At 71.1% G+C, this 25,463-nt stretch carries 11 protein-coding genes and 2 pseudogenes; 4 read left to right on the forward strand and 9 right to left on the reverse strand.

All coding sequences use genetic code 11. The features are described 5' to 3' along the window. Nucleotides 1-184 precede the first annotated feature (184 nt). A complete protein-coding gene (locus tag ACRWND_RS06885; protein WP_431947005.1) occupies nt 185-1,090 on the reverse strand; it encodes a phosphorothioated DNA-binding restriction endonuclease in 906 nt (301 codons plus the stop codon). Nucleotides 1,091-1,485: 395 nt separating this feature from the next. Between ACRWND_RS06885 and ACRWND_RS06890 the strand changes: the two genes are divergently transcribed. Continuing rightward, complete coding sequence (locus ACRWND_RS06890) at nt 1,486-2,277, forward strand: hypothetical protein (protein WP_431947007.1); 792 nt, start codon at nt 1,486-1,488, stop codon at nt 2,275-2,277. A 103-nt stretch (nt 2,278-2,380) separates the two neighbouring features. Here ACRWND_RS06890 and ACRWND_RS06895 read toward each other — a convergent pair whose 3' ends face one another. Next, the gene (locus tag ACRWND_RS06895) at nt 2,381-2,893 is read right to left on the reverse strand and encodes a DUF402 domain-containing protein (RefSeq protein ID WP_431947009.1); all 513 of its coding nucleotides are present in this window, start codon (nt 2,891-2,893) and stop codon (nt 2,381-2,383) included. A 244-nt stretch (nt 2,894-3,137) separates the two neighbouring features. Then, a complete protein-coding gene (locus ACRWND_RS06900; RefSeq protein ID WP_431947011.1) occupies nt 3,138-4,307 on the reverse strand; it encodes a hypothetical protein in 1,170 nt (389 codons plus the stop codon). Nucleotides 4,308-4,482: 175 nt separating this feature from the next. Here ACRWND_RS06900 and ACRWND_RS06905 point away from each other — a divergent pair, with 175 nt between their 5' ends. Next, entirely contained in the window at nt 4,483-6,417 is a 1,935-nt protein-coding gene (locus ACRWND_RS06905) for a GmrSD restriction endonuclease domain-containing protein (RefSeq protein WP_431947013.1), read from the forward strand. Between the two features lie 297 nt (nt 6,418-6,714). Here the strand turns inward: ACRWND_RS06905 and ACRWND_RS06910 are convergent, their stop codons facing one another. Beyond that, a complete protein-coding gene (locus ACRWND_RS06910) occupies nt 6,715-8,598 on the reverse strand; it encodes a DNA/RNA helicase domain-containing protein (RefSeq protein WP_431947014.1) in 1,884 nt (627 codons plus the stop codon). A 2,019-nt stretch (nt 8,599-10,617) separates the two neighbouring features. Between ACRWND_RS06910 and ACRWND_RS06915 the strand changes: the two are divergent. Then, nucleotides 10,618-10,944: pseudogene (locus ACRWND_RS06915) on the forward strand (Kelch repeat-containing protein); the annotation flags it as partial. 38 nt (nt 10,945-10,982) lie between these two features. On the opposite strand, the pseudogene ACRWND_RS06920 reads toward ACRWND_RS06915, so the two are convergent. The 3 genes and pseudogenes from ACRWND_RS06920 to pnuC form a co-directional block, all read right to left on the reverse strand. Continuing rightward, nucleotides 10,983-11,237 (reverse strand): annotated as a pseudogene (locus tag ACRWND_RS06920) (ATPase); the annotation flags it as partial. A 104-nt stretch (nt 11,238-11,341) separates the two neighbouring features. Continuing rightward, on the reverse strand, nt 11,342-12,445 hold the full coding sequence (locus ACRWND_RS06925) for an AAA family ATPase (RefSeq protein WP_431947016.1): 1,104 nt from the start codon (nt 12,443-12,445) through the stop codon (nt 11,342-11,344). Continuing rightward, entirely contained in the window at nt 12,442-13,101 is a 660-nt protein-coding gene (gene pnuC / locus ACRWND_RS06930) for a nicotinamide riboside transporter PnuC (protein WP_431947018.1), read from the reverse strand. The genes ACRWND_RS06925 and pnuC overlap by 4 nt, the downstream gene beginning before the upstream one ends. A gap of 256 nt (nt 13,102-13,357) precedes the next feature. Between pnuC and ACRWND_RS06935 the strand changes: the two genes are divergently transcribed. Continuing rightward, nucleotides 13,358-13,840: a DUF2809 domain-containing protein gene (locus ACRWND_RS06935; RefSeq protein ID WP_431947020.1), complete on the forward strand. Its 483-nt coding sequence runs from the start codon at nt 13,358-13,360 to the stop codon at nt 13,838-13,840. 23 nt (nt 13,841-13,863) lie between these two features. Here ACRWND_RS06935 and ACRWND_RS06940 read toward each other — a convergent pair whose 3' ends face one another. Both ACRWND_RS06940 and ACRWND_RS06945 read right to left on the reverse strand, forming a co-directional pair. Further along, entirely contained in the window at nt 13,864-16,299 is a 2,436-nt protein-coding gene (locus ACRWND_RS06940; RefSeq protein WP_431947021.1) for a helicase-associated domain-containing protein, read from the reverse strand. A 521-nt stretch (nt 16,300-16,820) separates the two neighbouring features. Continuing rightward, nucleotides 16,821-25,043 carry a hypothetical protein gene (locus ACRWND_RS06945; RefSeq protein WP_431947022.1) on the reverse strand — a complete coding sequence of 2,741 codons (8,223 nt, stop codon included), beginning with the start codon at nt 25,041-25,043 and terminating at the stop codon, nt 16,821-16,823. Between the last annotated feature and the right edge of the window lie 420 nt (nt 25,044-25,463).

The raw sequence follows: 25,463 nt of genomic DNA on the forward strand, positions 1-25,463 counted from the left end.
CCCGCTGTGCTACACAACGAGCTGTGCTACACAACGAAGGGACGATGACGCGCGCAGGACCATCGGCAGGGGGCCCGTCCGATCACCGGCGGGTGACCCGCACCCGCGAAGGCTGGGCACGACACGACGCCGCAGGCGCCCATGCGGTCCCGGGACCCGCAGGGGTGCCCGCGGGGGGTCGCCGTCAGTTCGCCACGGCTGCCGCGCGCGGCTCACCGCGGAAGACCTGCGAGGTGTGCCACTCGATGTGCTCGGCGGCCACCGGGGCGCTGCCGGGCTGCGGGCCGAGGAGCGGCCGTCCGGCCAGGTCGATCACCTGCGTACGGGCGGCCGGGCTCCGCCCGGTGAACTCCCGGGACACCGTGACCCGGCGGGCCGGGTCCAGGCCGAGCACTCCCTTGTCGAAGAGCTTGTGGTGCAAGGAGCACAGGCACAGCGCGTTGGAGACGTCGTCGGGGCCCCGGAAGGCCCACCACTTCACATGGGCCGCTTCCAGTCCGACCGGAGCGCGCCCGATCGCCCCGTCGTAGCCGCAGAAGGCGCACCGGTACTCATAGGCGACGAGCACCCGCTCCCGCATCTCCGCGTCACGCCGCCGGGGACGCGGGATACCGGGGACGTCCCCTACCCTGCCGGCGGCCTCGAGGTCCAGGCCCACGTCGGCCGCGATCTCCGCGTGCAGGGACGGCAGGAAGTGAGCCTCCAGCAGCAGGTGCGCCAGCCGCCCGAGCAGTCCCGGGTCGGCGGTCAGCGCGGCCCGGAGCCCCGGCGCCAGCCGCCCCTCCGCCCCGCTCTCACGCAGAGCGCGCACCCCGGTCCCCGGACTGCCCGGCCCGAGATGCGTCCGCACCTCCCAGACGCCGTCGTTGACGAGGTGATGGAAGGGGTACGCGGGATTCGTGCGGCGGTGGGGACCGTACTCGCGCAGCAGTCCGGCCAGTTCCTGCTCGACGTCGGTGTAGCGCAGGGGCTCCCCCGCGTCCCGCTGGAACCGTCCGAGTGCGTACAGCATCAGCAGCGGCTTGTGCGGCGCGCGCTCCCCGTTCTGCGACCACTGCCGCAGGTTCCGCACACGTTGCGTCCAGTCCACGGGTGGACTCTAACGGGTGCTCACGAGACGTCCGCATGGCCGCGAAGGAAGACGGTGCACGCCGCGACCGGTGCCCGGTTGCCCGGGGGCCGGTGGTCCGGGACAGGCCGTGGACGGCCGGGGGCCGGTGGCCCGGGTGACACCTGCCAAGGACTGTGAAGAAAGAACCAGAACCCCGCCCCACCTGCCCTCTCCCCCAAGCAGTCACCCGTAGGGGTGACTTGGAGGCGCGAAGCCGGAAGGTGGGGGTATGGTCGCGGCAAACAACCCCACACAAATGAACGGCCCCGGCAGGGACTACCCATCCCGGCCGAGGCCTGACCACCCAGGAAGAGTCAAGCTTCCCGATGGCTGAGCCGCAGTCTAGCGCGCCCGCGCGCCCGTCCGCCGAGCCTGTGACATCCGGTGCCGTCCACGTACGACGCCGCCTCACAGCGAACTTCACGATCCTGTCCAACCGCCTCGCCCAGCGCCCCGGAAGCGCCGTGACCGTCGGCGTCGGGGCCTACCTGATGTCCGTACCGGACGGGGTGCCCGTCAGCATCGAGGCGCTGCGCAAGCACTTCACGGAGGGCGAGACGCGGCTGGCCCGCGCCCTGAACGAGCTGGAGGCGGAAGGCTTCCTGGAACGGGTGCCGGTGCGCGCGGCGAACGGCCAGATCCGCACCCGTACGTACGTCTACGACGACCCCTCCCCCGCCGCACCGGCAACCGGCGAAGCGCGCAACGCGGCGCCGCCCGAGCCGGAACCCGCGCGGGCGCCGGAGCCGCAGCCCGCCCCCTCGCCCACCCCCAAGCCCACGCGTTCGACGGCGCCGCCCGCAGCCGAGGCGGTCGCCGTACTCGCGGCGCTGCGCCTCAGGGACCCGCGGCTGCTGCTCTCCGAGCGGGACGTCACGCGGCTGGCACCCGCCGTGGAGGACTGGCTACGGCGCGGCATCGCCCCCGACCGGATCGCGGAGGCGCTCAGCGCGGACCTCCCCGTGCCGATCCTGCGCAGGCCGGCCGGGCTGATCGCCTACCGCCTACAACACCTCAAACCGATCGAGGCAGCACCATTGCCCGCCCCACGTGCCCAGCGCCCGCACGTCCTCCCGATGCAGAACTGTGACGCCTGCGACCGCGCCCACAGGTCTGAACACCCGGGCCTGTGCCGCGACTGCGCCACGACGGCGGCGGTCGCCTGACGGGCACGCCGCCCGCGGGGCGCCGCAACTGCGGTGGCTCACCGGGGAAGGCACGCTGGGGCGGGCGCCCACTCGCCATGGCATCGTGACCGGCCAACCGGGCTCAACGGACTTGGGCAAGCCAGTGGCGGTAGCCTGCGCCGAAGGGCTCGGTGCCATCGCGCAGTGCGGCGGACAGCCACTCCGCCGTGCTCTCCGCACGGCTGACGCCGTGCGGCGGATAGCCGTAACGCGCCTGGTGAAGGGCGAACTCGTCCTCATCGTCGACGTACACGGACCCGTCCACGCGTGTCCGGCAGACGTCCAGGTCCAGGTCCACCGTGATCACTTCACCGGTGCTTGTCCACTCGGGCGGCGTGGTGACGTCGCAGTACACGTCCAGCCGAGCGGGCACCTCCTGGAACAGGGCCGTCCACCAGGTGTCCCGGGGAAAGAGCATGACTCGCCGCTCCTGGGTGGTGTAGACCTCGGCTTCCTCGCCCTTGCCGTAGACCGTACCGATCGGCGCACCGAGCCACACCCCGAAGTCGTCCTCGCCCAGCCGCAGCATGGTGTGGTGCCAGTGCGGACTGCCGTCGAACTTACGGACGACGACCCGAACCTCTCCGTGATCCATGCTGAGAGGCTACGGTGCGCGCCACCACGCTGGCCGCGGTGACCGTCCCGGACACGGGCGGCTGGGCCGCCTACCAGTCCGTGCACGTGCCGGTCACCTTCGCGGCGGGCGACCAAGTGGGCAGGCCCCACTGCGAGAAGGGCGACTTCAACATCGACCTACCTGCGGTTGTCGTAGCGCAACGGGCGGCCCGCCGTCACTCCTCGATCGCCAGGAGAGTGACGACGGGCACCGTACCGTGCGGTCACCGGGGGATGCCGATGGCGTCGAAGCGCTGCATGAGCGAGGGCTTGCCCCGGTGCACGACCCGCAGTTCGCCGACCCGCCGGTCGAAGTCAGCCGTGCCGCCGGTGCGGGCCTCCATCTCACGCAGGTCCGCCAGGAGTGCGACGGCGGAGTCGTAGGCGCCGGACTTCTTCTGAGCGATCAGGTCGTCGACGTCCAGCCACACCTGTTCGACGTCGCGGGCGAGGCGGTCGAGGTGCGCCTCGCGCGCCTCGGCGGCGGCGCGCGCCCGGCTCCGTTCGGCCGCGGCGCGGGCGACGCGCTCGCGCTCCCGGCGTTCCGTACGGCGGGCGTGGGCCAGGTCCAGGAGCTCGGCCGCGCTGCGCGGTGCGGTACCGCCGCGAGGGGCCGGGACGGTGGTGGCGCGGTAGCGGGCCAGAAGGTGCGGTCCTGGAGAGGGCGCCGTACCCAGGGCGGCCTCCAGCAACAGGGTGTCCTTGTCGGCGGCGGGGAGCCCGGCGATGAAGGCCGCCAGGGCCTTGCGGCTCACGGGGCTCGCGGTGGCGGGTCCGCTGGCCTCGGCGGCCACCGCCAGCAGGTCCATGTCGACGCCGATGAACTCCGCGAGGGCCCGCTGGGGACCGGTGAGCGATCCCAGCCCCGCGGGGACGGGCGGCTCGACCTCATGGGCGTACTCCTCCTCATCGTCCTCCGCCAGCTCCCAGGCGGTGAGCCCGGCGAGCCACGCCAGATACAGCGCGCGCAGGTCTCCCGCCGCGAGTTCGGAGCGCAGTCCCCCGAAGGTCGAGAGCGTGTAGTGGGTGTCGAACTCCCACTCGGCACCGTCCTCGGAGGACACGGAGAAGTCCAGCAGGGTGTGCCCGGAGCGAGTCCAGACGCCGAGCGACTCGTCCATGGCGTAGGCAGTGGCTTCCTTGGCCCTCAGCGTCCCGGCGGGCAGACGCAGGACGAGGCGGCGGCTGCCCCAGTTCGCGTAGTACAGGTGGGCGTCGTAGAGCTGCTCGACCAGCTTCGTCGGATCGCCCTTGAAATCGCCCCAGTGGTACTCGTTGACGAAGCGGGTCGCGGTGATGTCGGCACGCGTGGACAGCGCCCGCACCCGGGCGACCTCGTCGTCGTCCAGCGGACGGTCAATCGCGAGGAACTCGTAGTACTGGTACTCGCTCACGGCGTTGAAGCCTACCGGCCAGCAGGTGATGCCTGCCCTCGCGCCGACAACGGACGGAGGCAGGCTGGGACGGTGCTCTTGGCGGTATCGCCGAAGCGGCCGACTGCTAATTTGTGGAGATCGTACGGCGGCCTCGTGGGGGGAGCCTCCGGGCCCGGAAGGCAGGCAGCAAGACGTGCAGATTTCGCAGATCCTGGACAAGGTCGACGCAGGTGACATCGCCCTGCCCGAGTTCCAGCGCGGCTACGTGTGGACCCGCGACCAAGTCCGAGGCTTCTTCCAGTCGTTGTACCGCAACTACCCGATCGGCGGCTTCCTCACCTGGAGCACCAAGGCGGAGGGCGCCGACACCAGGGGCGGAGGTTCCGAGAAGGACGGCACCATTCACCTCCTGCTCGACGGTCAGCAGCGGGTGACCACCCTGTACGGGGTGATGCGTGGCCGCCCGCCCCGCTTCTTCGAGGGGCATCCCGCCACTCTGACCGGTCTGCACTTCAACCTGCAAACCGAGGTCTTCGAGTTCTACGCGCCCGCGAAGATGAAGGACAACCCGGTGTGGGTGGACGTCACCGCCCTCTTCCAGGGCGGTCTGGGGAATCAGCTGCTCACCGTCACCCAACTCGCCGAAGGCGACGCGAGCCTTCAGGTCGCCTACATCGAGCGCCTCAACCGGATCACGCAGATCAAGGACCGCAGCGTCCACATCGACGAGGTCACCGGCGAGGACAAGACGATCGACGTCGTCGTCGAGATCTTCAACAGGGTGAACTCCGGTGGCACCAAGCTGTCCAAGGGAGATCTGGCCCTGGCCGCCATCTGCGCCGCATGGCCCGAGGCCCGTCCCACGATGAACGCCGCCCTGAGCACGTGGTCAGCCGCGGGGTTCGACTTCAAGCTCGACTGGCTGCTCCGCAACGTCAACGGGGTCCTTACCGGCGAGGCTCAGTTCTCCAAGCTCGCCGACGTCGACGTACCGGCGTTCCAGACGGGTTTGAAGGACACCATCGACTCCATCGGGTTCCTGCTCAACGCCCTCGGCGGGCGGCTCGGCCTCGACCACGGACGCGTCCTGAGCGGCCGCGGCGCTTTCCCGGTGATGAGCCGCCTCCTCCACCACCATGACGGCTCGTTCCCGGACGCGATGACGCGGGACCGGCTGTTCTACTGGTACGTCCACAGCTTCCTGTGGGGCCGCCACACAGGGGCCACCGAGACGGCCCTCAACCAGGACCTGCAGGCGCTCGACGACGGAGGGGTCGACGGGCTCATCGACACGCTGCGCCGCAGCCGCGGCGGCCGGCTCCTCGTCGGCCCGGACGACTTCGTCGGCTCCAGCATGGGATCGCGCTTCTACCCGCTGCTTTACATGCTCACCCGGGTGTACGGGGCGCAGGACCTCGGCAGCGGGGTACCCCTGCGGGACGGCATGCTCGGCCGGCTGAGCTCTCTGCAGGTCCATCACGTCTTCCCCAAGGCCCGGCTGTACGAGCACGGCTACAGCCGTGCCGAGGTGAACGCCGTCGCCAACTTCTGCTTCCTCACCCAGGACACCAACCTGCGCATCGGTGCCAGGCTCCCTGTCGAGTACCTGGAGGAAGTCGAGGCCCGGGTGCCGGGCGCCCTCGCCTCGCAGTGGATTCCCACGGACCGCGCACTGTGGCGCGTCGAGAACTACCCGGCCTTCCTGGCAGCCCGCCGCGAGCTCCTGGCCCGTGCGGCAAACGACTTCCTGCGGGCACTGCACGACGGCCCGTCACCGGTCGAGCTCACGCCGTCCTCAGCGTTCGGCACCGCACGTTCCGCCGTCGCCACGGCTGAACCGGCCGCTGACGAGGATGTGCCCGGCCTCACGGCGCTCCTCGCCGAACTCGAAGCCGCGGGCCTGGCGGCCCCGGAGCTCGACAGCGAGGTCAGCGACTCCCGGAGCGGGGCCGCGATCACGGTGGCCGCCGCCTACTGGCCGCAGGGCCTCCAGGAGGAGCTGGGTGTCCCCGTCGTCCTGACTCCGGACACCACTGCGGAGGAGCAGGCGGCGCTCGAGGCCGGCGACTACCGCGTCTTCCACAGCACCGACGCCCTGCGCCGCTACATCGCCCATCTCCACTCCTGACCGCGACGAGCCAGCCACGCGATGCATTTCTGGAGGGCGTCCACATCGCCGTACGCACTCTGATGTCCGAGCAACACCCCTCTCTGCCGACTGCGCGCGACTCGTCAGCTTGGTCACAGGGGAGCCGATCTGAGTAGGACGTGACTCCCTGGGGCCTGCTGCCTCCACATGCACGAGGCCCCTCAGCTCTTGGACCGCCGGGCCAGCTCCTCCGTCATTTGCCCGCCTGGGGGAACGGACCGCGGCATCGGCATCCCTTTCCGCCAGCTGCACGTGGGCAGGCCTCACAGGTCGCGATCAGACCAGCGCAGCGCTCCGGTCCGTTCCCACCAGCTCGCGCAGCTTGCGCCTCGTCTCCGAGTCCGTCGAGTACACGACGGTGCCCACCATGCCGCGTGTCAGCAGCACCTTGTAGGTGTTGCGGATCAGGCGGTCCACGTCGGCGTCGGGGGTGGACTTCCTGAAGACCGGGTCCTTGGACTTCGTACGGTCGGTGACCCATCGGTCCTCGCGCCACACAAGGTCGGGGCCGATGATGACACCCGACCAGTCGTACTCGAAGCCCTGGGCGGTGTAGACGCATCCGATCTGACCGAATCCGGCGGAATCGGTCGCCCAAAGAGCGGACGGCGGAGCGCCGGAGATGGCGCGTTCTCCGCGCAGGTTCCAGGGGCGGGCCCAGTCGCCGATCACCACGTCCGGGGGAAGCGGTTCACCGGGCTTGGGCTCGGGTGACCACGGCCAGCAGTAGCCCGCGGACATCCGGGCACCGTGGCCCTGGGCGCGGCGCTCCTCGAGGAACGCCTCCATCTCCTGCGGTGCGTCGGCGACGAGGAGCTGCAGGCGATCGTCGGGTTCCCAGACCACCGAGCCACCGGGTTCCAGACCGAGGAGGCGGCCGACCCACCGCAGATAGGCGTCGCTGCCGCCGCAACGGAACTGGCTGTCGAGCGGTACGACGCTGCAGGCCAGACCCTTTCGTGCGGCGGCGGCCTTGATCTCGGCCACGGTACCCATCTCGCCGGGGCGCACGACCTGGTGCTCGTCGAGAAGGAAGACGGGGACCCGGGCGACGTCGATGAGCTCGTCGATCTGTGGCTTGCCCGTCCGATGGGCGGCCGAGGTGTAGCGGTTCGCGGAGGTCTCGCGGATGCGGTGCGCCTCGTCGCATATCACCACGTCGAGGGTGTTCTTCTCGGTCGTCATGAAGCTGTTGAAGTACTTGAAGAGGTCCTGCACCTCGCGCTTCCGCGCACCCGCGACCTTGCGCATGGTCCTGGTGAAGGACTGCGAGCCGGTGGCGTGCAGGGCCGGCACGCCCTCCCGGTACAGGTCGCCGAGCAGGGAGAGCGCAATGACGCTCTTACCCGTCCCCGGGCCGCCGGTGACGACCACGACCTCCTTGTGGTCGGACCGCTTCGCCTTGCGTACCGCGTTGAGCACCATGCGGTAGGCGACCTGCTGCTCGTCGAGCAGGACGAACTGCTCGCGCTCACGCACCTCCTGCGCCGCGACGGCCATCAACTGCCGGGACGGAACCGTCTTGGCCGCCTGCAGCTCGTCGGCAGCGCGCGTCCCGGCGTGCCTGTCGCTCAGCTTGGCGCGCAGGTGCTCGATGAACGCGCCTCTGCTCTCGGCGGTGAACAGCTGGCCGCGGTCGTCGAGTTCGATCTCCCGCAGGCCGCTGACCCCGAACTCCGTCGCGTTGTGGAGGTAGGCCACGCCGCTGACCCGCTCGGGGTGCTCGGCTACCGCGCCGTTGAAGTTGACCAGGTAGTCGCAGTAGCGGCGCACCTGCTCGATGGGGTTGAGCACCGGGTGCGCGTAGGCGTCCACCAGGCACAGGGCCGGATCGTCCTCGTACGGTGCCGCCTGGCTCCACTGCTTCAGCTCGACGATGACGTAGGAGGGCTCGCCCGTGGACGGATGCACCCCGGCCAACACGGCATCAGCCCGCTTGCTGTTCAGCGGCAGCGCGTACTCCAGCATCACTTCCACGCCGCCGAGCCCCGCGTCGTTGAGCGCGCCTACCAGCCCCGGGATGCTGCGCTCCCAAGAGCGGGCCTCGGAGGGCCCCGGGCGATAGCCGTGCATGTGGACGAACTGCTCAGTCAGGCGGTGGTAGAGCGACCCGTCGTGGGCCATGACGGCGACCGTCCTGGCCGACTCGCGGAGCAGCAAGGAATTCCCCCAGGCAGCACGAAGTGACTCGTGCGGGTGGGGGCGTGTCCTTCGAGACTCCGCCGGAGCGGAGCGGAAGCCCGTCGGGCCGCGATGATGTGATCAAGGATAGTCATGTGACAGGCGGCGGTGAAGGTGCTGTGTGCGGCGGTCTTTCGCCATCGCTCGGTGTTCTTCACTGCGATCGCCTCTGCCACCCGAGGCGCCGAGGTCGGTACGATGGTGGCCCCCTCGGCAACCTCTGCGATCACGCCGCTACAGCGGCTCGCTCCTCGTGTAGGGGGTACCGTTTGTTCCGCGGGCACGGCGATCCGGCCCAGTCACGCGAAACGATGTACTCCGGCCGTCCCAGTACTCCAGCACGGTCTGGTAGGCCCGCCAGCCATCGGGCAACTTCGGGACCAGCGAGGTGGAGGGGTGGTTGTCGAGGAGCCCCCGGCGGGCGCCGGTGCGGGTCCTCGGCCTGGAAGCGGCTTCGGGATTAGTCAGGTCAATGAGTGGGCCGATCCAGCCCAGAGCGGCGGCCAGGTGCAGTAGGGCGCCGAGCGGGCCGGGCCCCTGCTTTCGCAGGAGGCGCGCCGAGACCGGTCGACGAGGGCGGACACATCAGATCCACCGGCACCCGCCGCTGGGCGGGCTCGCCCCACGCGAACGAAGGCTGCCCGAACGCACGGGTCGGCCGCCTCCTTGCGAGTTGCACTGAGAAGGCGTCAGCACGCTTCGGCGTGCGCCCATGACCAGGGTCGGCGGAGCGCGGGGACACACACGCCGCCGGTGGCCTCTGCCCGCCGGGCTCGCCATCGTCACCCCCTGAGCGCCACTCCTCGCCGCCCTGCGCCCCTCGCACCTGTGGCGGCGGCGACGCAGCTGCGCTCCCCACCGCCGAGTGGCCGGGCATCTTCCTCGCGGGCCGCGCGCACCAGCCGAGCGCCCAGGCCTGTTCCAAAAGGCCGCATTTGGCGAAACGGCTGGGCCTTCGAGGAGTCGGGCCGCTACGGCAACGAGACAGGCGGCGAGGGCGGCTTCGCCATCGCCGACAACGCCGCGTTCACGCCCCTCGACTCCCAGCTGATCAGCCCGTCCTACGACCTCACCGACGTGTCCGACCCCGAACTGGCCTTCAGCACGATGTACTTCGGGTACGCCGACGACGCGATCACGGTCGACGCCACGTCCGACGGCGGCGCCACCTGGAAGAGGGTGTGGAAGGCGCCCACGGGCTTCGCGGACCACGCGAAGGCCGAGATCCCGCTCACCGCGTTCGCCGGGAAGCCCGACGTACGGGTGCGTTTCCACCTCGTCACCGACGTCGGCTGGTACTGGGGCGTCGACGACGTCTTCGTCGGGCAGCGGGACTTCGACGCCACCCCCGGCGGCCTGGTCACCGGCCTGGTGACCGACGCCAACACCGGCAAGGGCCTGGTCGGCGCCACCGTCACCGCCAAGGACGACCCGCAGGTGACCGCGACCACCGTGGCCACCCCCGGCGATCCCGCGCTCGACGACGGCCTGTACCTGATGTTCTCGCCCGACCTGGGCAAGCACGACGTCACCGTGGCCAAGCCCCGCTACACGGCGCTGACCAGGACGGTCGACGTCGCGGCGGACAGCACCGTCGCCGTCTCCCACGCCCTCAAGGCCGGGCAGCTGACGATCCTCCCGGACTCCGTCGAGGCGTCCCTGGGCTGGGGCACGTCCGCCACGCGGAACCTGACGGTCAAGAACACCGGCGGCGCGCCCGCCACGGTCACGCTGGACGAGAGGTCCGGCGGCTTCCACCTCCAGGCCCTCGGCGGCGGCGCACCCCTGCAGACCGTGAAGGGGAGCTTCTCCCCGCACGCCAGCATGGCCGGCCCCGCCTCGGCCCGGCGCAAGGCCGCAACGACCGCCGCCGCGTCGGGCAGCGCCTGGCAGACCGGCCCCGACCTGCCGGAGAAGGTCCTCGGCAACGCCGTCGGCACCTCCGAGGGCAAGGTGTACTCCGCCTTCGGATTCAACGGGCTCGAGGTCACCAGCGCGATGTACGTCCTCGACCCGGTCGTCGGCACCTGGACGAAGAGGACTCCCGCGGAGGACGCCCGGGAGGCTCCCTCGGCCCAGTTCATCGACGGCAGGTTCTACGTCGTGGGCGGCTGGAAGCAGGGCATCAACCCCGAGACCGACCGCAAGCTGGAGATCTACGACCCCGACAACGACACCTGGAGCACCGGGGCGTCGGCGCCCGTCGCGTACGCCGGGCAGGGCAGCGCGGCCGTCGACGGCAAGCTGTACACGGTCGGCGGCTGCGACGAGCGGTGCGGCACCGCCGAGGCGTACGCCTACGACCCCGGAACCGACGCCTGGTCACGGATCGCGGACTACCCGGAGCCGACGTCCTGGGAGTCCGAGTCCTCCAGCACGCCGATCTGCTCGGCGGTGGAGAGCGCCGACTCCAGCTTCTCGTCGTCGCTGCCCGCGGCGGCCGCCGAGGCACGCAGGTCGGCGAAGCTCCGCAGCAGCACGTCGAGCAGGGTGGGCGGCACGTCCAGCTCGATCTGGTGGCGGCGCAGCAGTTCCTCGGTGCGGAAGCGGACGATCTCCGCCTCGCTCTTCTTGTTCGTCACGACGGGGATGCGGACGAAGTTGAAGCGCCGCTTGAGGTACGTGGGCCGGGGGCACCGCCGATCGCGTCCGGAAGGGCCGCCGGCATCGGCTGCCCCCCGTCCGCGCCCGTCCGACCCGCGGCGCCCTCGGCTCTCGCCCCTCAGCGCGGCGAGGGGAGACCGCCCCGTTGCGGCAGCGGCGCGGCGAAGTCCCAGCCGCGGGCGAGCAGCGCGTCCACGGCCGTCACGGCCGTCCGCAGGCGCTGCTCGTGCGGGCCGCTGAGCACCACGTACGGCAGGCCCCGGCGGTCCAGTTCGGTGCGGAAGCGGCCGGTCATCCAGGAACGCAGGTGCTCGCCGTCGCGCAGGCCGTCGTCCTCGAGGGGCACCCCGGTGTCGTCGGTGAGCAGCCACAGGTGCTGCCGGCACCGCTCGGCGACGGCTTCCACGCGCGGGTTGCGGCCGCCCATGTAGCGCTCGTGCCAGATGGTGGTGGCCATGGCGTCGGTGTCGCAGAACAGGACGGGCGAGCCGGTCCGCGCCGCGGCGTCCTCCTCTTCGAGCTGGCGTTCGGCGATGACCTCGAACTCTTCGGAGGACCAACTCACATCGTCGAACGCCGCGTCCGGTCGGGTGGCCAGCAGCCGCGCGTACTTCTCCTCGCTGTAGGTGCGCCCGTACTCGGGCACCCACCGCGTCGCCTCCCACACGCCTCCGCGCGACCGGTAGTGCTCGGCGAGGGCGCGGGCCATGGTGGTCGTGCCGGTGGACTCGGCGCCGACGACGACCACCCGGCGGGCCAGGGCCGCCCGCACCGGCGCGGCCAGGTGGCGCCAGCAGGCGACGGGGTCCTCGCGGACGGCGGTCCCGGAGACGGGATGAGCGGTACGGCGCAGATCGACCGTCACCGGCACCGCGCCGAACCGGCGGCCGAGTTCGAGGCCGTACGGCTCGGAGGTGAAGACGGCGTCGACGGGCTCGGGGACCGCCGCCTTGAAGACGGCCATGTGGGCGTCCCAGACATCGGGGTCGGTGTAGTCGACGGGTATCTCGTCCACGGCGCCGACGATGTCGATGCCCGCCTCCGGGTGCACCTCGCGCATCCAGGCCACGCGGTCCGCGAGCGGGATCGACTCGACGGCGGAGGCGCAGACCAGCACGGTGAGGCGGCGGCACCGCGCGGCGGCGGTGCGGACGAGGTGGTGGTGGCCGGCGTGCGGCGGGTAGAACTTGCCCAGCACCAGCCCGTGGTCGAACTCGCTCACGCCACCGCCTCCGTCCGGACCGCCGGGCCTGCCGCGCGGGTCGCCGCCTCGGCCCGCCAGCCGCGCAGGCCGGCCAGGCACAGCAGCAGGAAGCCTGCGTAGAGGACCGAGGTGAGGTAGAGGCCCTTGTGGGCGTACAGCGGGATGTAGACGAGGTCGGCGGAGATCCAGAGGTACCAGGACTCGATCTTCTTCCGGCACTGGCCGTAGGTGGCGGCCAGCGACAGCGCGGTGGTGAGCGCGTCCCAGAAGGGCACCGTGGAGTCGGTGAAGCGGTCCAGCCCGAGGGTCAGCAGCACGGTGGCGACCGCCGTGACGGGGGCCAGCACTGCCCACGTACGGGGGCCGGTACGGCTGATCGGCAGCCGCCCTGCGCCTGATCCCGCGGCGGCCCAGGACCACCATCCGTACGCCGCCAGCACCACGTAGACGACCTGCAGGGCGGCGTCCGCGTAGAGCCCGGCGCCGGCGAAGAGCAGGATGAAGAAGAGGTTGTTGGCGATGCCGACGGGCCAGTTGGCGATGTGCCGGCGGGCCACGAGCCACACGCACAGCGCTCCGCTGCCGAACCCGAGTACCTCGACCCAGCTGACGGGGGTGTCCAGCAGCGTGAACAGCGGCTGCTGAAGGGGGGCGAGCACATCCGCGAGAGACACGCGGCGACCTCCTATAAGTGTCACCCTGACGATAAAGGCGGCGGGGTGGGCGGGGCAAGGGGATTTCCGCGGAGGCGGCGGCGCCGTTGACGCCGGAGGGGTCCACGGCCGACTGCGGGCGGCGTGGGTCGCCCCGCACCGACGTGGACCCGCCCGCACCGACGTGGACCCGCCCGCGCCGACGTGGACCCGCCCGCACCGACGTATCCCTACGTCGGCAACCCGCCGATGCGCCCCGCCCCGGGCGTCCGACAGGATGACCCCCGTGACCTTCCTCCCCGGTACCCCTGCCCGCGCCGTCGACACGAGAGGGATCCGCACGGCGGCGGCCGCTGCGGCGATCGTCACCGTCGGCGCCGGGCTGGGGTTGCGCGCCATCGCGGCGGGCAGCGCGGCCAAGTACGGCGGGGATGCGCTCTACACCGTCCTGGTGCTCGCCCTCGTCGTCCTCGCCGCGCCACGGCTCGCGCCCCTCAAGGCCGCCGCGACAGCACTGGCGTTCAGTTGCGGCGTCGAGTTCCTGCAGCTCAGCTATGTGCCGGCGGAGTTGTCCCGGCGCAGTACCATCGCCCGCCTCGTGCTCGGCTCCACCTTCAACGCACCCGACCTGCTCTGGTACGCCGTCGGCGCGGCGGCGGGCTGTCTCGCCCACACCGCCGTGCGCGCCCTCCTGTCACGATCGCGGGCGCCGCTGACGCCACGGCCGACGCCCTCCCGGCCCGGCGGGCAGCCGGGCTGACGACCCGCGGCGCGCCCCCGGGCTCAGCGTCCCGCCGCGAGCCGCACCGCCAACTCCCTTGCCGAGGAGGGGACTCCGCGCACCCGCTCGCCGTACTGCGGGTGCGCCTCGTCGAGAGCGGGGACCAGTGGCCGGGACCGTTCCGCGGGGACGCGTTCCAGCACCGTGGTGCCCGTCTCCGCCTCGAGGGCGGGGGCGTAGCCGGCGGCGCGCAGGGCGGCGAGGGTCTCCTCCGGGGGCGCCGTGGAGATCAACACGGTCGGCGCGATCTTCCGCAGGCCCAGTTTGGCGAGGCCGCGCGTCTTCGCGACCTCCTCGATCAGGGACGTGTCCTCGGAGCGGACGCAGCACGCCGAACGCACCACCCGCAGCCGCCCGTGGGTGCGGGCGACGTCCTTGACCGTGTACGTCAGCGGCTGCGGGAGTTCCGTCCCCGGTCGGCGGACGGCGGACAGGCGGTCGAGGATCTCTTCGGCGTCCCATCCCGCGTCGAACGCCCGGCGCAAGGAGGCGGGGGTGATGCGCCAGACCACGGCGTGCCCCTCGGACTCGATGTCGCCGACCGCGGACAGCAGCGCCGCCAGGTCGGGCGCGGGCGTGCCGGTGACCGTCGCCGTCGAGTCGGCCTGGAACCGGGCCGTGGTGCTCGGCGGCGGCAGCATCGCGCGCAGCGCCTCGCGCAGCGTGGCGACCGCCTTGGCCAGGGCGGGGCGCTCGGCCAGGCCCTTCCCCAGCCGGTCGGCGCCTTCCGCGGCCGGGTCGGCGTCCGTGCCGGGCACGGCCGGGTAGTGGCGGGCGGCCCCGGCGTCCAGGAGTCCGACGACCGCGCGGCCGGCTTCGGTGAGCGCGCCCCGCACCACCAGGCCCAGCAGTTCCGCCTCGGCCACCGTGGCCTCGAGCATGCCTTCCAGTTCCTCGTTCTCATAGGGGCCCAGCAGCACCGGATGGAACCAGACGGCGCGCTCGAGGAGTTCCTCGCGTGCTTCGTCCCCGGCGGCGAGCCCGCGGCCTTCCGGCAGCGTCGCGAGCGCCTTCAGGACGCCGTGCCGCAGCGGCGCCGCGTACGGGTCCTGGGGACTGACCAGCGCCACCGGGGTCTCGTCCGCCTCCGGCCAGTAGGTGAACACCTCGGGCACGACGGCCCAGGTGGCCGCCAGCGGCAGCAGCTTCCCGGCGGGGGTGGCGGCCGCCCAGGCGTCGTAGCGCTCGCTGGGCAGCAGCCGCGTCGGCGGCTTCGCCGCGGGGGGTTGGCGGCGCCCCCTGCCGCGGGCGGCGGGTTGCTCCTCCTCGGCCTTGGGGGCGGCGAGGCCCGCGTTCACCGCGAGGTCGAGCCACAACCGGGTGTGCTCCTCGCTCGTCCCGGCCGCCTTGGCCAGTCTCCTGGTCTCGCGCACCGCGATCCCGCCCGCCTTGCGCACCGCCACGGGCTGCGCGGCGAGTTCCCGCAGCACCAGTTCCACCCGCCACGCCGCGGCCGCGGCGGCCACCGCGCCCTGGCCCGCCCAGTCCCGGGGCAGCGGCGCAACGCACGTCAGCGGTTCGGGATCCAGGCTCGGCACGGGCGCGGGCTGCTGCCCGCGCAGGGCGCGGCCCACCTCGTACGGCAGCTCCACCAGGTCCTGCCCGACCGGCACCACCATGCCGCGTTCCGCGAGCCAGTCGGTGCCCTCGTCGCCGCTGCCGCCCCCACGGAAGACGTACTTGTCGTCCGGCCCCGCGTAACCGCCGTACCGGGAGACGAAGCAGTGCGTGCGCAGCAGCGGGGGGCCCTCCAGCATGTGCCCGAGCAGTTCGTGGGCCGCCGCCGGGGCGCCGGCGACCAGTTCCCGTACCCGGTCGCCGTCCGCGAGCAGCGCTCCGATCGCCTTCTGCGCGTCCGCGCGGGTGCTCAGCCCGATGCCGAGGACGGCGGCGATCCGCTTGATCTCCGGCGCGTTGTACGCCCGGGTGAGCAGCGTGTCGACCGGCCTTCCGTAGCCGTCCATCCGGGCCGACAGTGCGTGCACCCGGGAGGGCAGCGCCAACTGGCCGGGCGGCGCCGGAAGCAGCAGGGCCCGCTCCCGCAGCCGTTCCAGGGCTCGGGACGTCCTCTCGCGGGGCGTGCCGCCCTGTTCCAGCCAGTCCAGCAGCTCGGACTCGGGCACCATCCGGGTGTAGGGGTCGACCGGCGGCGGCGCCGGGCGCCAGGCGTAGGCCTGCCGCCCGGCGTCGGGTGCCGGCCCGTACCTCTCCAGGGCGCGGGCCGCCACGCACGCGAGCAACTGCGCCTCACCGCCCGTTCCGGCGGCGACGGCCCGCTCCACGGACTCGTCGGTGAGCAGGTGCTCCGCGAGGTGCCGGAACGTGGCCATCGGCATGTAGCCGGCGGCCTGCGGCAGTTCGCGCTCTTCCAGCAGGGCGGTCAGACGCTCGGCGGAGAGTCCGGCGAGCCACTTCTCCAGGGCGGTACGTGTATCCACCCCGCGAGCCTAGAACACCCCGGGTCTCCCCCGGGGGCTGCCCGGAACGATCTCACTCCTCAAGGGCGTCAGAACGAGGCGCGGCCCCGCGGCACGGTCTGCCGCCGTGTCGCGGGGCCGCGCCCCGCGGTGGCCGCTCGGGGTCCCAGGCGCCCGGTGGCTACGTTCAAGGGGAGGCCTCCACGCTCACTGCGGACAGATCTCCTCGGACTCGACGACGTTGTCGCCCGTGAAGATCTTGACTCTGTGGTCGAGGATGTCGGCGAGTCACACGGCTATCCGTCGGCGGGTGCCGACAGCAGGATGTCGGTGCTGTACGCCCCAGTCCTGTGTGTGGGCGATCTTCTCTCGGCGGCCTGCCGGGTCGCGGTGGTGACGGCGACGTCGCGCCCGACGGTGGACGCCGCCAGTCGCGACGACCTGCCCGCGACTTCGTGGTGCGCTCAGCGCGAGGCGGGGCCGAAGTCGGCGCCGCCGCGGCACTCCGGGGGAAGGAGCTGCCGCGGCGCCGCCGTGGGCTGTCAGGACGACATGGTCGGCGGGCAGACTTGCACCGCGGAATTCGCGTCGGCCGACATCTGGATGTGAAGGCTGCGGCGAAGGGACGCGACGCCGGCTTGAACGGCTTGGATGGCCGCGGGGATCATGTGGACCGGGGTGGAATGGACCTTCACATGGATCACCGAGGCCGGATCGCTGAGGGTCGCCTCGGGGAGCCGGCCTCTGATGCCCGTCACCAGTGCTTCCGCCGCCACGGTGGGATGCGCCAGCCTCCTGGGGTAGTCGGCGTGGGTCGGCTCGTCGACCCCGAGCAGTTCCCACAGAGGGAGGGGGTTGGACGCGGTTCCCCAATCGACCACCGCATCGGGGACGATCACGGTGTCGTCCTCGCGCGGAGTCGGCGTCAGGACTTCCGCCCCGGCCTGGTCCGGCAGGAACACGGACTCCGTCGTGTCCAGGGCCGTCGTGACCCGGGCCGACGTGTCCCGAACCGAAGTGACCCGGGCCGACGTGTCCCGAACCGACGTGTCCCGAACCGATGTACCCGTCATCGACGTTTCCAGCCCGGCTGCCGCCGAGGCCAGGTACGGCGACGTCCGTCCCTCCCGCAGCGTCGACCTCGGCTCGTTCAGGAACGCCGGAGGCGCCTCCAGGAACCTCCGCTGCCGGTCCTCCTGCCGGCGCCCTGGGCGGGTGTCGTCGATCCGGACCTCGGGTATGGACGGCTGCTCCCGCGTCCCCTCCAGGGAACCGGCAGCCGGATCCCTCTCCAGGGGAGAGCGATCCGGCTTCTCCTCCTCCGCCTCCCGCAGGCCGGACTCCGCCACAGGGGCCAGATGAATCCTCTCCTGGTCGAGCGTGTTCGCCCGCAGGTCATTGATCACGGCCACGGCCGCGTCGATGGTGAAACCAGGCGCCGTGGAAGCGGCGACGTTCCCGGTACCCCGTGCCAGTGCGCGGAGTTCGCTCAACTGCGTCTCGGCCAGGCGCTTGAGCCGGCCGGCTTCCTCGTAGCGCGTGTTCAGCGCGGTGGTGTACGCCCTGGCACGTCTGTCCTCCTCGAACGCCCGCCGCATCCGCGCGGTCTCCGTGTCCTCGCCGGTCGACACACGGCGCAGATCGAGTACGGCGTCCCGCGCTCGGCGGTTCGCTTCCGGACGCAATGCGTCCACTTGCTCCTGATGGGAACGCCACCGCCGGGCCTGCTCATGCGCCGAGTCGATCAGTTCCGGCAGGCGCTCGTCGAGCGTGTGCAGGGTATGGCGCCGTTGGCCCAGTTCGGCGACCACCGCGGTCGAGAAGTCGTACAGGTCGTTCCAGGATGTTCGGTAGATCCGCACCATGTCTTCCTGGCCCAGCCCGTAGACCTCGGCCGCCGCCCGGGTCTCCGGGGAGAGCAGACCCGCGTCCGCGGCCATGTCCACGGTCAACGACGTCTCGTCGAACGTCGTGGGGTCGAAGTCGTGGACGCGTCCGGTCCGTGTGATCCAGTACTGCCGGCTGCCGCCCGTCGGCACCTGCACGTCGAGCCGTACGGGCACGTCCAGTTCGTGTGCGAGATCCCGGGCGAGGTAGGCCGGCTCCAGATTCAGGTACGCCACCGTCGCGGGCATCTCGACGGGCCGCAGCGGCTTCCCGGCATCCGCGTTCCTGCGCTCGAGGATCGTGTTGACCTCGCGGACGATGTCGTGGACGGCAGCCGGCACGTCCTGGACCTCGGCGGGAATCGCGGGGAAGTCCGCGCTCCACTGCGTCCACCGCGCCTGGGTGGCCGTCGGGATTCCGTCGGCTCCGGCGTCCGGGCTGACCATGCGGAGCGCCCACGTGACGGTGTCGCGGAACGCCTCGACCGCCATGGCCGCGGGGTCGTATCGCAGGACCAGCGCGTGCGCCGGGGACTGGAGGGTGCCGGGCAGTGCGCGGGCCACGTGCCGGTAGAGGCGGTGGGGCTCGACGTCACCCCGGCGTCCCGCGCTGATCACCAGGGGCGTCAGGTTCACGACCGGTGCGCGCTCCAGCAGCGGCCATGGCGTCTCCGTGTGGTCGAGCTCCCGCCTGCGCCGGTCGATCCGCGCGCGCAGTTCCTCGATCTCGCCCTGGTGCATCGTCAGGTACAGGTCACCGGTGATCGGGTCGCTGAGGAACGTGCCCTTCAGTTTGCTCCCGGAGCCCATGAGGTGCTTGTGGTACTTCACCAGCTGCGCGCGGAACTTGCCCTGCACCCTCACCAGGGAGGACGGGCCGAGCATCTTCACATGCTGTTCGCGCCGTGCGTTCTGGGCCAGAGAAGCCCCGATGTTGTGGCTGTTGCCGCGGGTGCCGGTGCTGGCCGGCGACCCGTTCAGCGAGATGGCGGGATCGGTGGTGTGGACGTTCCCCGCGGCGCCGCCGGTCAGAGCGACCGTCGCCTCCCAGCGGTTGCTGCTCGCGAAGGCCGAGGTTCCGCTCTGGTGCTTGTGGTAGCTGCCGGGCCCCGTGCCGGCGATCGGACCCAGCACTTCGAGGTTGTACAGATCGCCCCGCAGTCTGAGGTCGAACCGGTCCGAGGAGTGCCCGGGTATGAAGGCGCCGCGGAGGAGTTCGTACGTTCCTTCTCTGCTCGCGGTCTCGATCACATGCTTGGGCAGGTGCTCGCGGGAGAACAGGGGGCGCAGGACGGGGCTGGTACGTACCGCCTCGCCGCTCGCCTCGCTCCCGTAGGCCTTGACGAACATGTCCATCACGATCGGGAGCGCGCGGTCCAGCAGGCCGCCCGCGATGTGGGTGTCCGGCGGCAGCGCCGGCAGCGGCGTCAGGTCGCGGGCACGTCGCGGGCCGGGCACCGGGGCCTCGAACTCGCCCAGGCCCTTCGGCACCTGGAGGACGAGGCTGCCGGAGACGACGGTCTGCTGCGGGATCGAACGCTGCGGGTCCCGCTTGCGGTACAGCTCGGCCAACTTGTTGTTCAGCCAGCGTCCCGCCATGTTGATCCGCCGGGTCGTGACGGTCAGTTCGTGTTGGTACGCGACCAGGTAGTGGCCGTCCCAGGAGTAGACGGTGCGCTCGCTGATCTCGCTATCGGACTCGTTCACTCCACGGTGATGACTCTCCGTGAAAGCGAGGGACGCCCCACCGGAGGGGTGCTGACCAGCCGCATTGAGCTTGCCGACGGTGAAACCGAGCCCGCCGTCCCTCGATGTCCCCCTGGACTTGGCCGCGTACTCGTGCGTGTAGTTCTCCAGGCCGGTCGCGGGCACGAAGTCGCGCACCTCGGGGGCGGAGGTCAACCGGTCCTGGAGATGGATCTCCACCACGTCCGCCAGGAGCCACCCGATCGGGTTGACCAGGAACAGCCGGTGGCCGTTCCCCGAGATCATGTCCTCCCACAGGGCCTGGTCGCGGCCGTCGGCGAACATCGCCTGGAGGGCGTTGACGCCGAGTTGCAACCGCCCGATCAGGCGCCCGTCCTCGGTCCGCACTTCGGGACTCGACGACAGCAGTCCGGGAGCCGTCCGCTCCACCGTCCTGCGCACGATCTCGTAGGTGGAGTCGCCCCCCTTGTACGTGAGGGAGTGGACTCCGGAGTGGCCGAAGATGTTGCCGTCGGGATTTCCCGTCAGCAGGTACTCCGGGAGGCGTACCGGGTCCCCCGGCCTTCGGGGGTCGTGCAGATCGTGCTCGAAGACCGCGTTGAAGCGGTGCCTTCGCGCCGCGTCGAGGATCGGCGACGCGCCCTCGCTGTGCAGTCGCGCCAGGATGCGAGCCGCGTCACGGATGTCGGTGAGTACCGGCGCGTCGGCGGCGGACTGCTCTTTCCAGCGGACCAGCACGCCCGCCATCGTGCTGCCCGACAGTCGCAGCTCGTGGTCCTTCCAGCGCCGCAACACGCTTTTGAGCTGGTCCTCCGGTAACGGTACGATTTTGTCCGCGTACTGCAGCAGCGCCTCGGGTTCGGACAGCAGATAGAGCATGGTCCGGCCGGGCACGTCCGCCGATCCCCTGCGCCGCGAGGACGGCAGCAGCTTTCCGTGCTTCTCCTCGCTGCCCCTGACGTGGAAGGTGACCGTGGTACTGAAGACGTAGGCACGGTTGAAGTCGAGCTGGATGAGTTCCTTGCCCGCGGTGCGGACGTCGCTGGAGTTCCGGTTCCCCTGCCACCGGCGTGAGCCGGAGACCCCGCCCTGGAGGGAGACGCCGGGGTGGGACGCGAGCGCATCGCCCACGCTGACGTCGAGCGTCGTCCAGCTCACTCCGGCGCTGCTGCGCTCGGAGGTGCCCACGCTGGTCAGGCCGAGCTTGATGATGCCCCGCACGAATTCGCTGGTGGTGGCGGCCTCGAAACGGGACGGCCCCATGGTCATGTTCATGGCCACCTGTCCGAAGACGGACCGACCCAGGAACCGGGAGTCGAAGAAGGAGTCGTCGTGCTGCTGGTTGTTGGCCATCTCCTTGACGTGCGCACGGGCGAGAACACCGCTGGTGAGCGCGCTGATCTCCAGATCCGCGGTGCCGTTCGGGCCGGTCATGTCCGGCAGGATCCCCGCGACCGCGGGCCGCAGCCCCGTGGAGTCGAGGTAGTACACGACAGCGTTGGCCAGCGTCTGCGGCGGGGTGGTCCGCACGGTGGCCGGGTCCTCGTAGGACTGGTGGTCGATCGGCAGCAGATGCGCCGTGGCGACCTGATCGGGGAAGTGTGCGCGCGCCGGGCGGCGGGGAGGCGTGCTGAGGCGGCCTGCGAGACTCGAATGCTCGTACTCGATGGTCACGGAGTACGAACTGGTCACCTCGAACACCTCGGACGTGCCCGAGTACTCCAGGAGTTCCGGCCGGTTGGTGAAGGTCCCCACCTCCTGGCCGGCGCCCACCTCGCGCCACACGCCCCCTCCGGTGGCACCCCCGCGCAGCTGTCGAGCGATGCCCTTGAAAGTCGCGCCGATTCCGATCCGTCGGCTGCCGGCGGAGCCGAAGGACACGCCCCCGCCGCTCATACTCAGGTTGACCAGGTGGTATTCGTCGGTGCTGCCGACGTGTCGCGGGGGCTTGTCCTCCGCTTTGCCGGCTGTGACGGTGATTTTGGCCGCGTCCACATCGACGTCAACGCCCATGGTGCCGGTCGGCAGGCGCAGCGTGAAGGTCACTCCGTCCTGGTGGAGCTGGTCGAAGTGCGCCTCCAGCCCGCGCCTGGAGATGACGTTGTCGAGCCGCTCCCTGTTGTCCATCTGAGCCTCGAACATGTTCCCGTGCGACCACCACCCCCGGCCACGCATCGGTTCGCGCTCGGAGGCCGGCAGGAAACCGCGCCGTGTCAGCTCTCGCTCGATCCAACTCTTGATCTGCCGAACCGTGTCGTCTGCGACGTCGACCAGTCCCATGCCGATGCCCTTGCCCTCCGTCACGTACGAGGGCGGGGTGCGGACCCGGTCCGGTGCTCTGCGTACGTCGCGGAGCGACGCCGGCTCGTACGGCACCACATCGGGCAGGCCCGGGGCGCTCTTCGTGCGTGGCAGGGCGGGCACGGCTTCACTGTCGATCGTGAGTTGGTGCTTGTACGCCAGCCCTTCCGTTGTCCGAACGAGCGCCCGGCTCACGACGACTGGTGTTTCGACGGATTCCTGTCCGGGGACCGACGTCACGGCGACGTAGGAGGTGCGGAGAGCGTGGGTACCTGTCGGCACCGCCGAACGCGGCACCAGCACCGCCAGGCCGGATCGATCGGCCCGGAGCGAGTCCTCGGAGGACCAGGTCATGTCGGCGTTCAGGCCGACGCCCAAGCCCAGATCGGGGTGGAGCTGGGAGGGCACCAGGCTGAACTCGGCGGGTGTCACCTGCACCGAGCTGGAATGGGAGATGCTCTGGGAACCGCCGGTGACCGTCACCGCCGTACGCACGTTCTCGATGTGGGCCTGCTTGTCGGTGGCTCCCACCCGGCGTGCCGGCTCCGCGTCGCCGTCCATGCGCCGGGCGCGCACGGAGACGGTGGCGATCGTGCGGCCATACTTGTCGCGTAGACGGAACGGGTAACCGCCGCTGTTGTTGATCGCGTCGTCCAGATGGGCGTCCAGCTTCTGGATCCTCTGGAGCAGCTCGTTCCGCTCCGTCGAGCCCATCCGCAGCACCACTCCCTGCGACTCCAGCGCGCCGGTGACGGCGTCGAAGAGCACGGGGATGTTGGTGAGCCCGGAGGCGAAGTAGGTGGACGGGAGACGGTGCGCGTCGTCGCCGGCGGCGCGCTGGTCGATGCGCACCTGGGCCGGCGCCTTCTGCAGATAGTGGTTCGGCACCACCAGCATCAAGCTCTCGGTGATCCGGTCCTGCGCGACCACCGTCGGTGCGATCTCCTCCCAGCGCTGAGCGACGTTGGTGCGCACGCGCATCGACCACCGGGGCCGGTAGGAGAGCAGAGTGGCGGCACCTCGGTTGTCCTCGACGTGGCCTCCTTCGGTGAAGTCGGAGACGCCGCTGCGGCGTGAGAAGGAGTTCGCCACACCGGACACACCGACCCCGCCACGGAAGACGTTGAACACGGGAACGGGGGTACCCACCCCGAACGACAGGAAGATCGCGCCGCGGGTGGCGCCGGTCGTGCCGGAGTGGTCCTGCGATCCCGAGCCGGTGAGATATGAGGCGTTGATCGTCCCCTTGACGACGAACGGCTCCTCCTGTCCGGGTGACGCCGCGGCGCCGGTGCGACCGGCGGGCGTGACGCCCTCGATGTGCGGGAGCTCCTCGGGGATGGTCTCGAGGGTCGAGGGGCGGTCGTAGGAACCGGAGGAGCGTTCCACGAGCCGCGGCTCGACCGCGTCCAGGGTGAAGAGGACCTCGGCCGGCCCCAGCGGGACCTGGAGCCCGGTGACGTCGTGGCCCTGCTCGCCGGGCGCTGCGCTCGGCTCGCCGGGCACCAGGTAGCGGTAGTTGCTGAACAGGCGGTGCGGCAGGCGGTCCCAGTCGAGGTCGGAGACCTCACCGGCCCGGTCGCCCAGGATGTCACGCAAGGTGGCCACCACGGCACCAGTGTTCGGCAGCGCGGCCCTGGGCACTCCGATGCTGCGGATCAGCGGATCCAGCTCCAGCACCTCCGGCACGGACGGACCGGGCGTGAGGTCCTCGGTGCCGCTGCGCTCCAGGTCGACAATGGTGTCGGGAACCAGGGCGTCGGTCCCTTCGGTCCCGAGTCCTTCGAGGTGCGCCAGGAGAGGAGGCAGCACGGAGGTCCCCGGCTGCAACCCCCGGTCGGCGACGGGCGTCCCTTCCGGCAGGCCAGGGGTAAAGACGCGGAAGGTTGCCGGGGGATCCTCGGCGTCCTCCAGGTCCGTTTCGGGGAGTGGGCCGGGCCGGACCACGCGGTGGCGCCGGTCGACGAAGCCGCCGTAACGGCTTGCCTCCACGGGGCCACCCAGTTCGGCGGCGAGGACGGGCGCCAGGCGGTCACCGTCCGGCATCATCAGCACGGGGGTGCGGCCGGCGGCGACCGGTGACTGAAGCGCCGCGGCGAGGGCGGCCGGGGACACCATGCGGTCCCCGGAGACGAACCCGTCGCCCTGTACCTCGCCGAATACGTAGAATGAGGCGTGGGTTTCCGCCAGTTGGCGCAACACCGTGAGAGATTGCGCGTCCCCGGCATCCACCTGATGAGCCGAACGCGGTATCCACATCGCCAGCGGGTCCCCGCTCGCGTCGTGCGCCATGCGCACGTCGTCCAGGAACCGCTCCACCGGGATCGGCTCCGCTTCCCGCGGCACCGTCCGCAGTTGCGATCTAGTCGACCGCGACTCCGGCGGCGTGGTCAACGGCTCCTCCAGCGAGGTGTGCGCCTCCTTCGCAAGGGAAAGCCCCTCGTACAACGGGGCATGCGGCTCGTTCAGCAGGTCCGGCGGGTTGGACACCAGGTTCTGCGGGTGCGCTGCCGAGTCCTGCACTGTCGCCCCGCTCACCACTGACTCATCGCGCGCAGCGTCGAGGCCGGAGGTGACCGTGAGGTCCTCACTCGCGCCCGTGATGGCTGTGAAACGCGCGTGAAACTCTTGCTGGGCTAGATTGAGAGCCTCGGTCACGCTGGCTGCCAGCTGCAGGCCCGTCATCCGCCGGGGCATGTCGTTGAGGAAGCGAATGTCGGTGACCCCGCTCTGGGTTCCGAGGACGACCTCGACGGACTGGTCGACGGACGTGGCGGTCACGGCCAGGGCGGCCAGGCGGTCCCGGGTCGTGACCAGCGACCGCCGGGCGCTCATGCACTCCGCCAGCTGCGCCTCGAGGCGTTCGCGCACGCCGCCGTCCTTCATATCTCCTCCACGTTGAGTCGATACCTCGCCTGCCGCGCCCTGTGGGCACAGTGGGCTCGCGCTCCGCTCCCGCAGTGCACCGCGCACGACCCTGCGTCGAGTCGTTCACCTACGTCAACAGTCGGGAAAAAATTCGTGGAGATGTTGTCGGTCTATCAGGCAGAAGAAGCTTCACTCGCATGCTTCGGCTGCCCGCGCGGCCGGCTCACGTGACGCAGCCGGCCATCCCGGAATGAGGAGCGCCGGAGAGGCGGCCGGTGGCAGTGGCGGCGGCTTGCTCTGGATTCCTGGCCGGTGTGGCGCGGAAATTCATGTTCATGGCACCGCGGTTCTATCGCGGGCCGCGGCGCTGACTGGAGATCCACAGGGAAGTGGGCACCCTGTCGCCGGTGTGCCGTGCGGAGC

Source organism: Actinacidiphila sp. bgisy167 (assembly GCF_965342175.1).
Lineage (GTDB): Bacteria > Actinomycetota > Actinomycetes > Streptomycetales > Streptomycetaceae > Actinacidiphila.

Coding starts and splice junctions, on each gene's coding strand:
- ACRWND_RS06895 (WP_431947009.1), bottom strand. CDS start 2,893: ATGGATCACGGAGAGGTTCGGGTCGTCGTCCGTAAGTTCGACGGCAGT.
- ACRWND_RS06935 (WP_431947020.1), top strand. CDS start 13,358: ATGACCCCCGTGACCTTCCTCCCCGGTACCCCTGCCCGCGCCGTCGAC.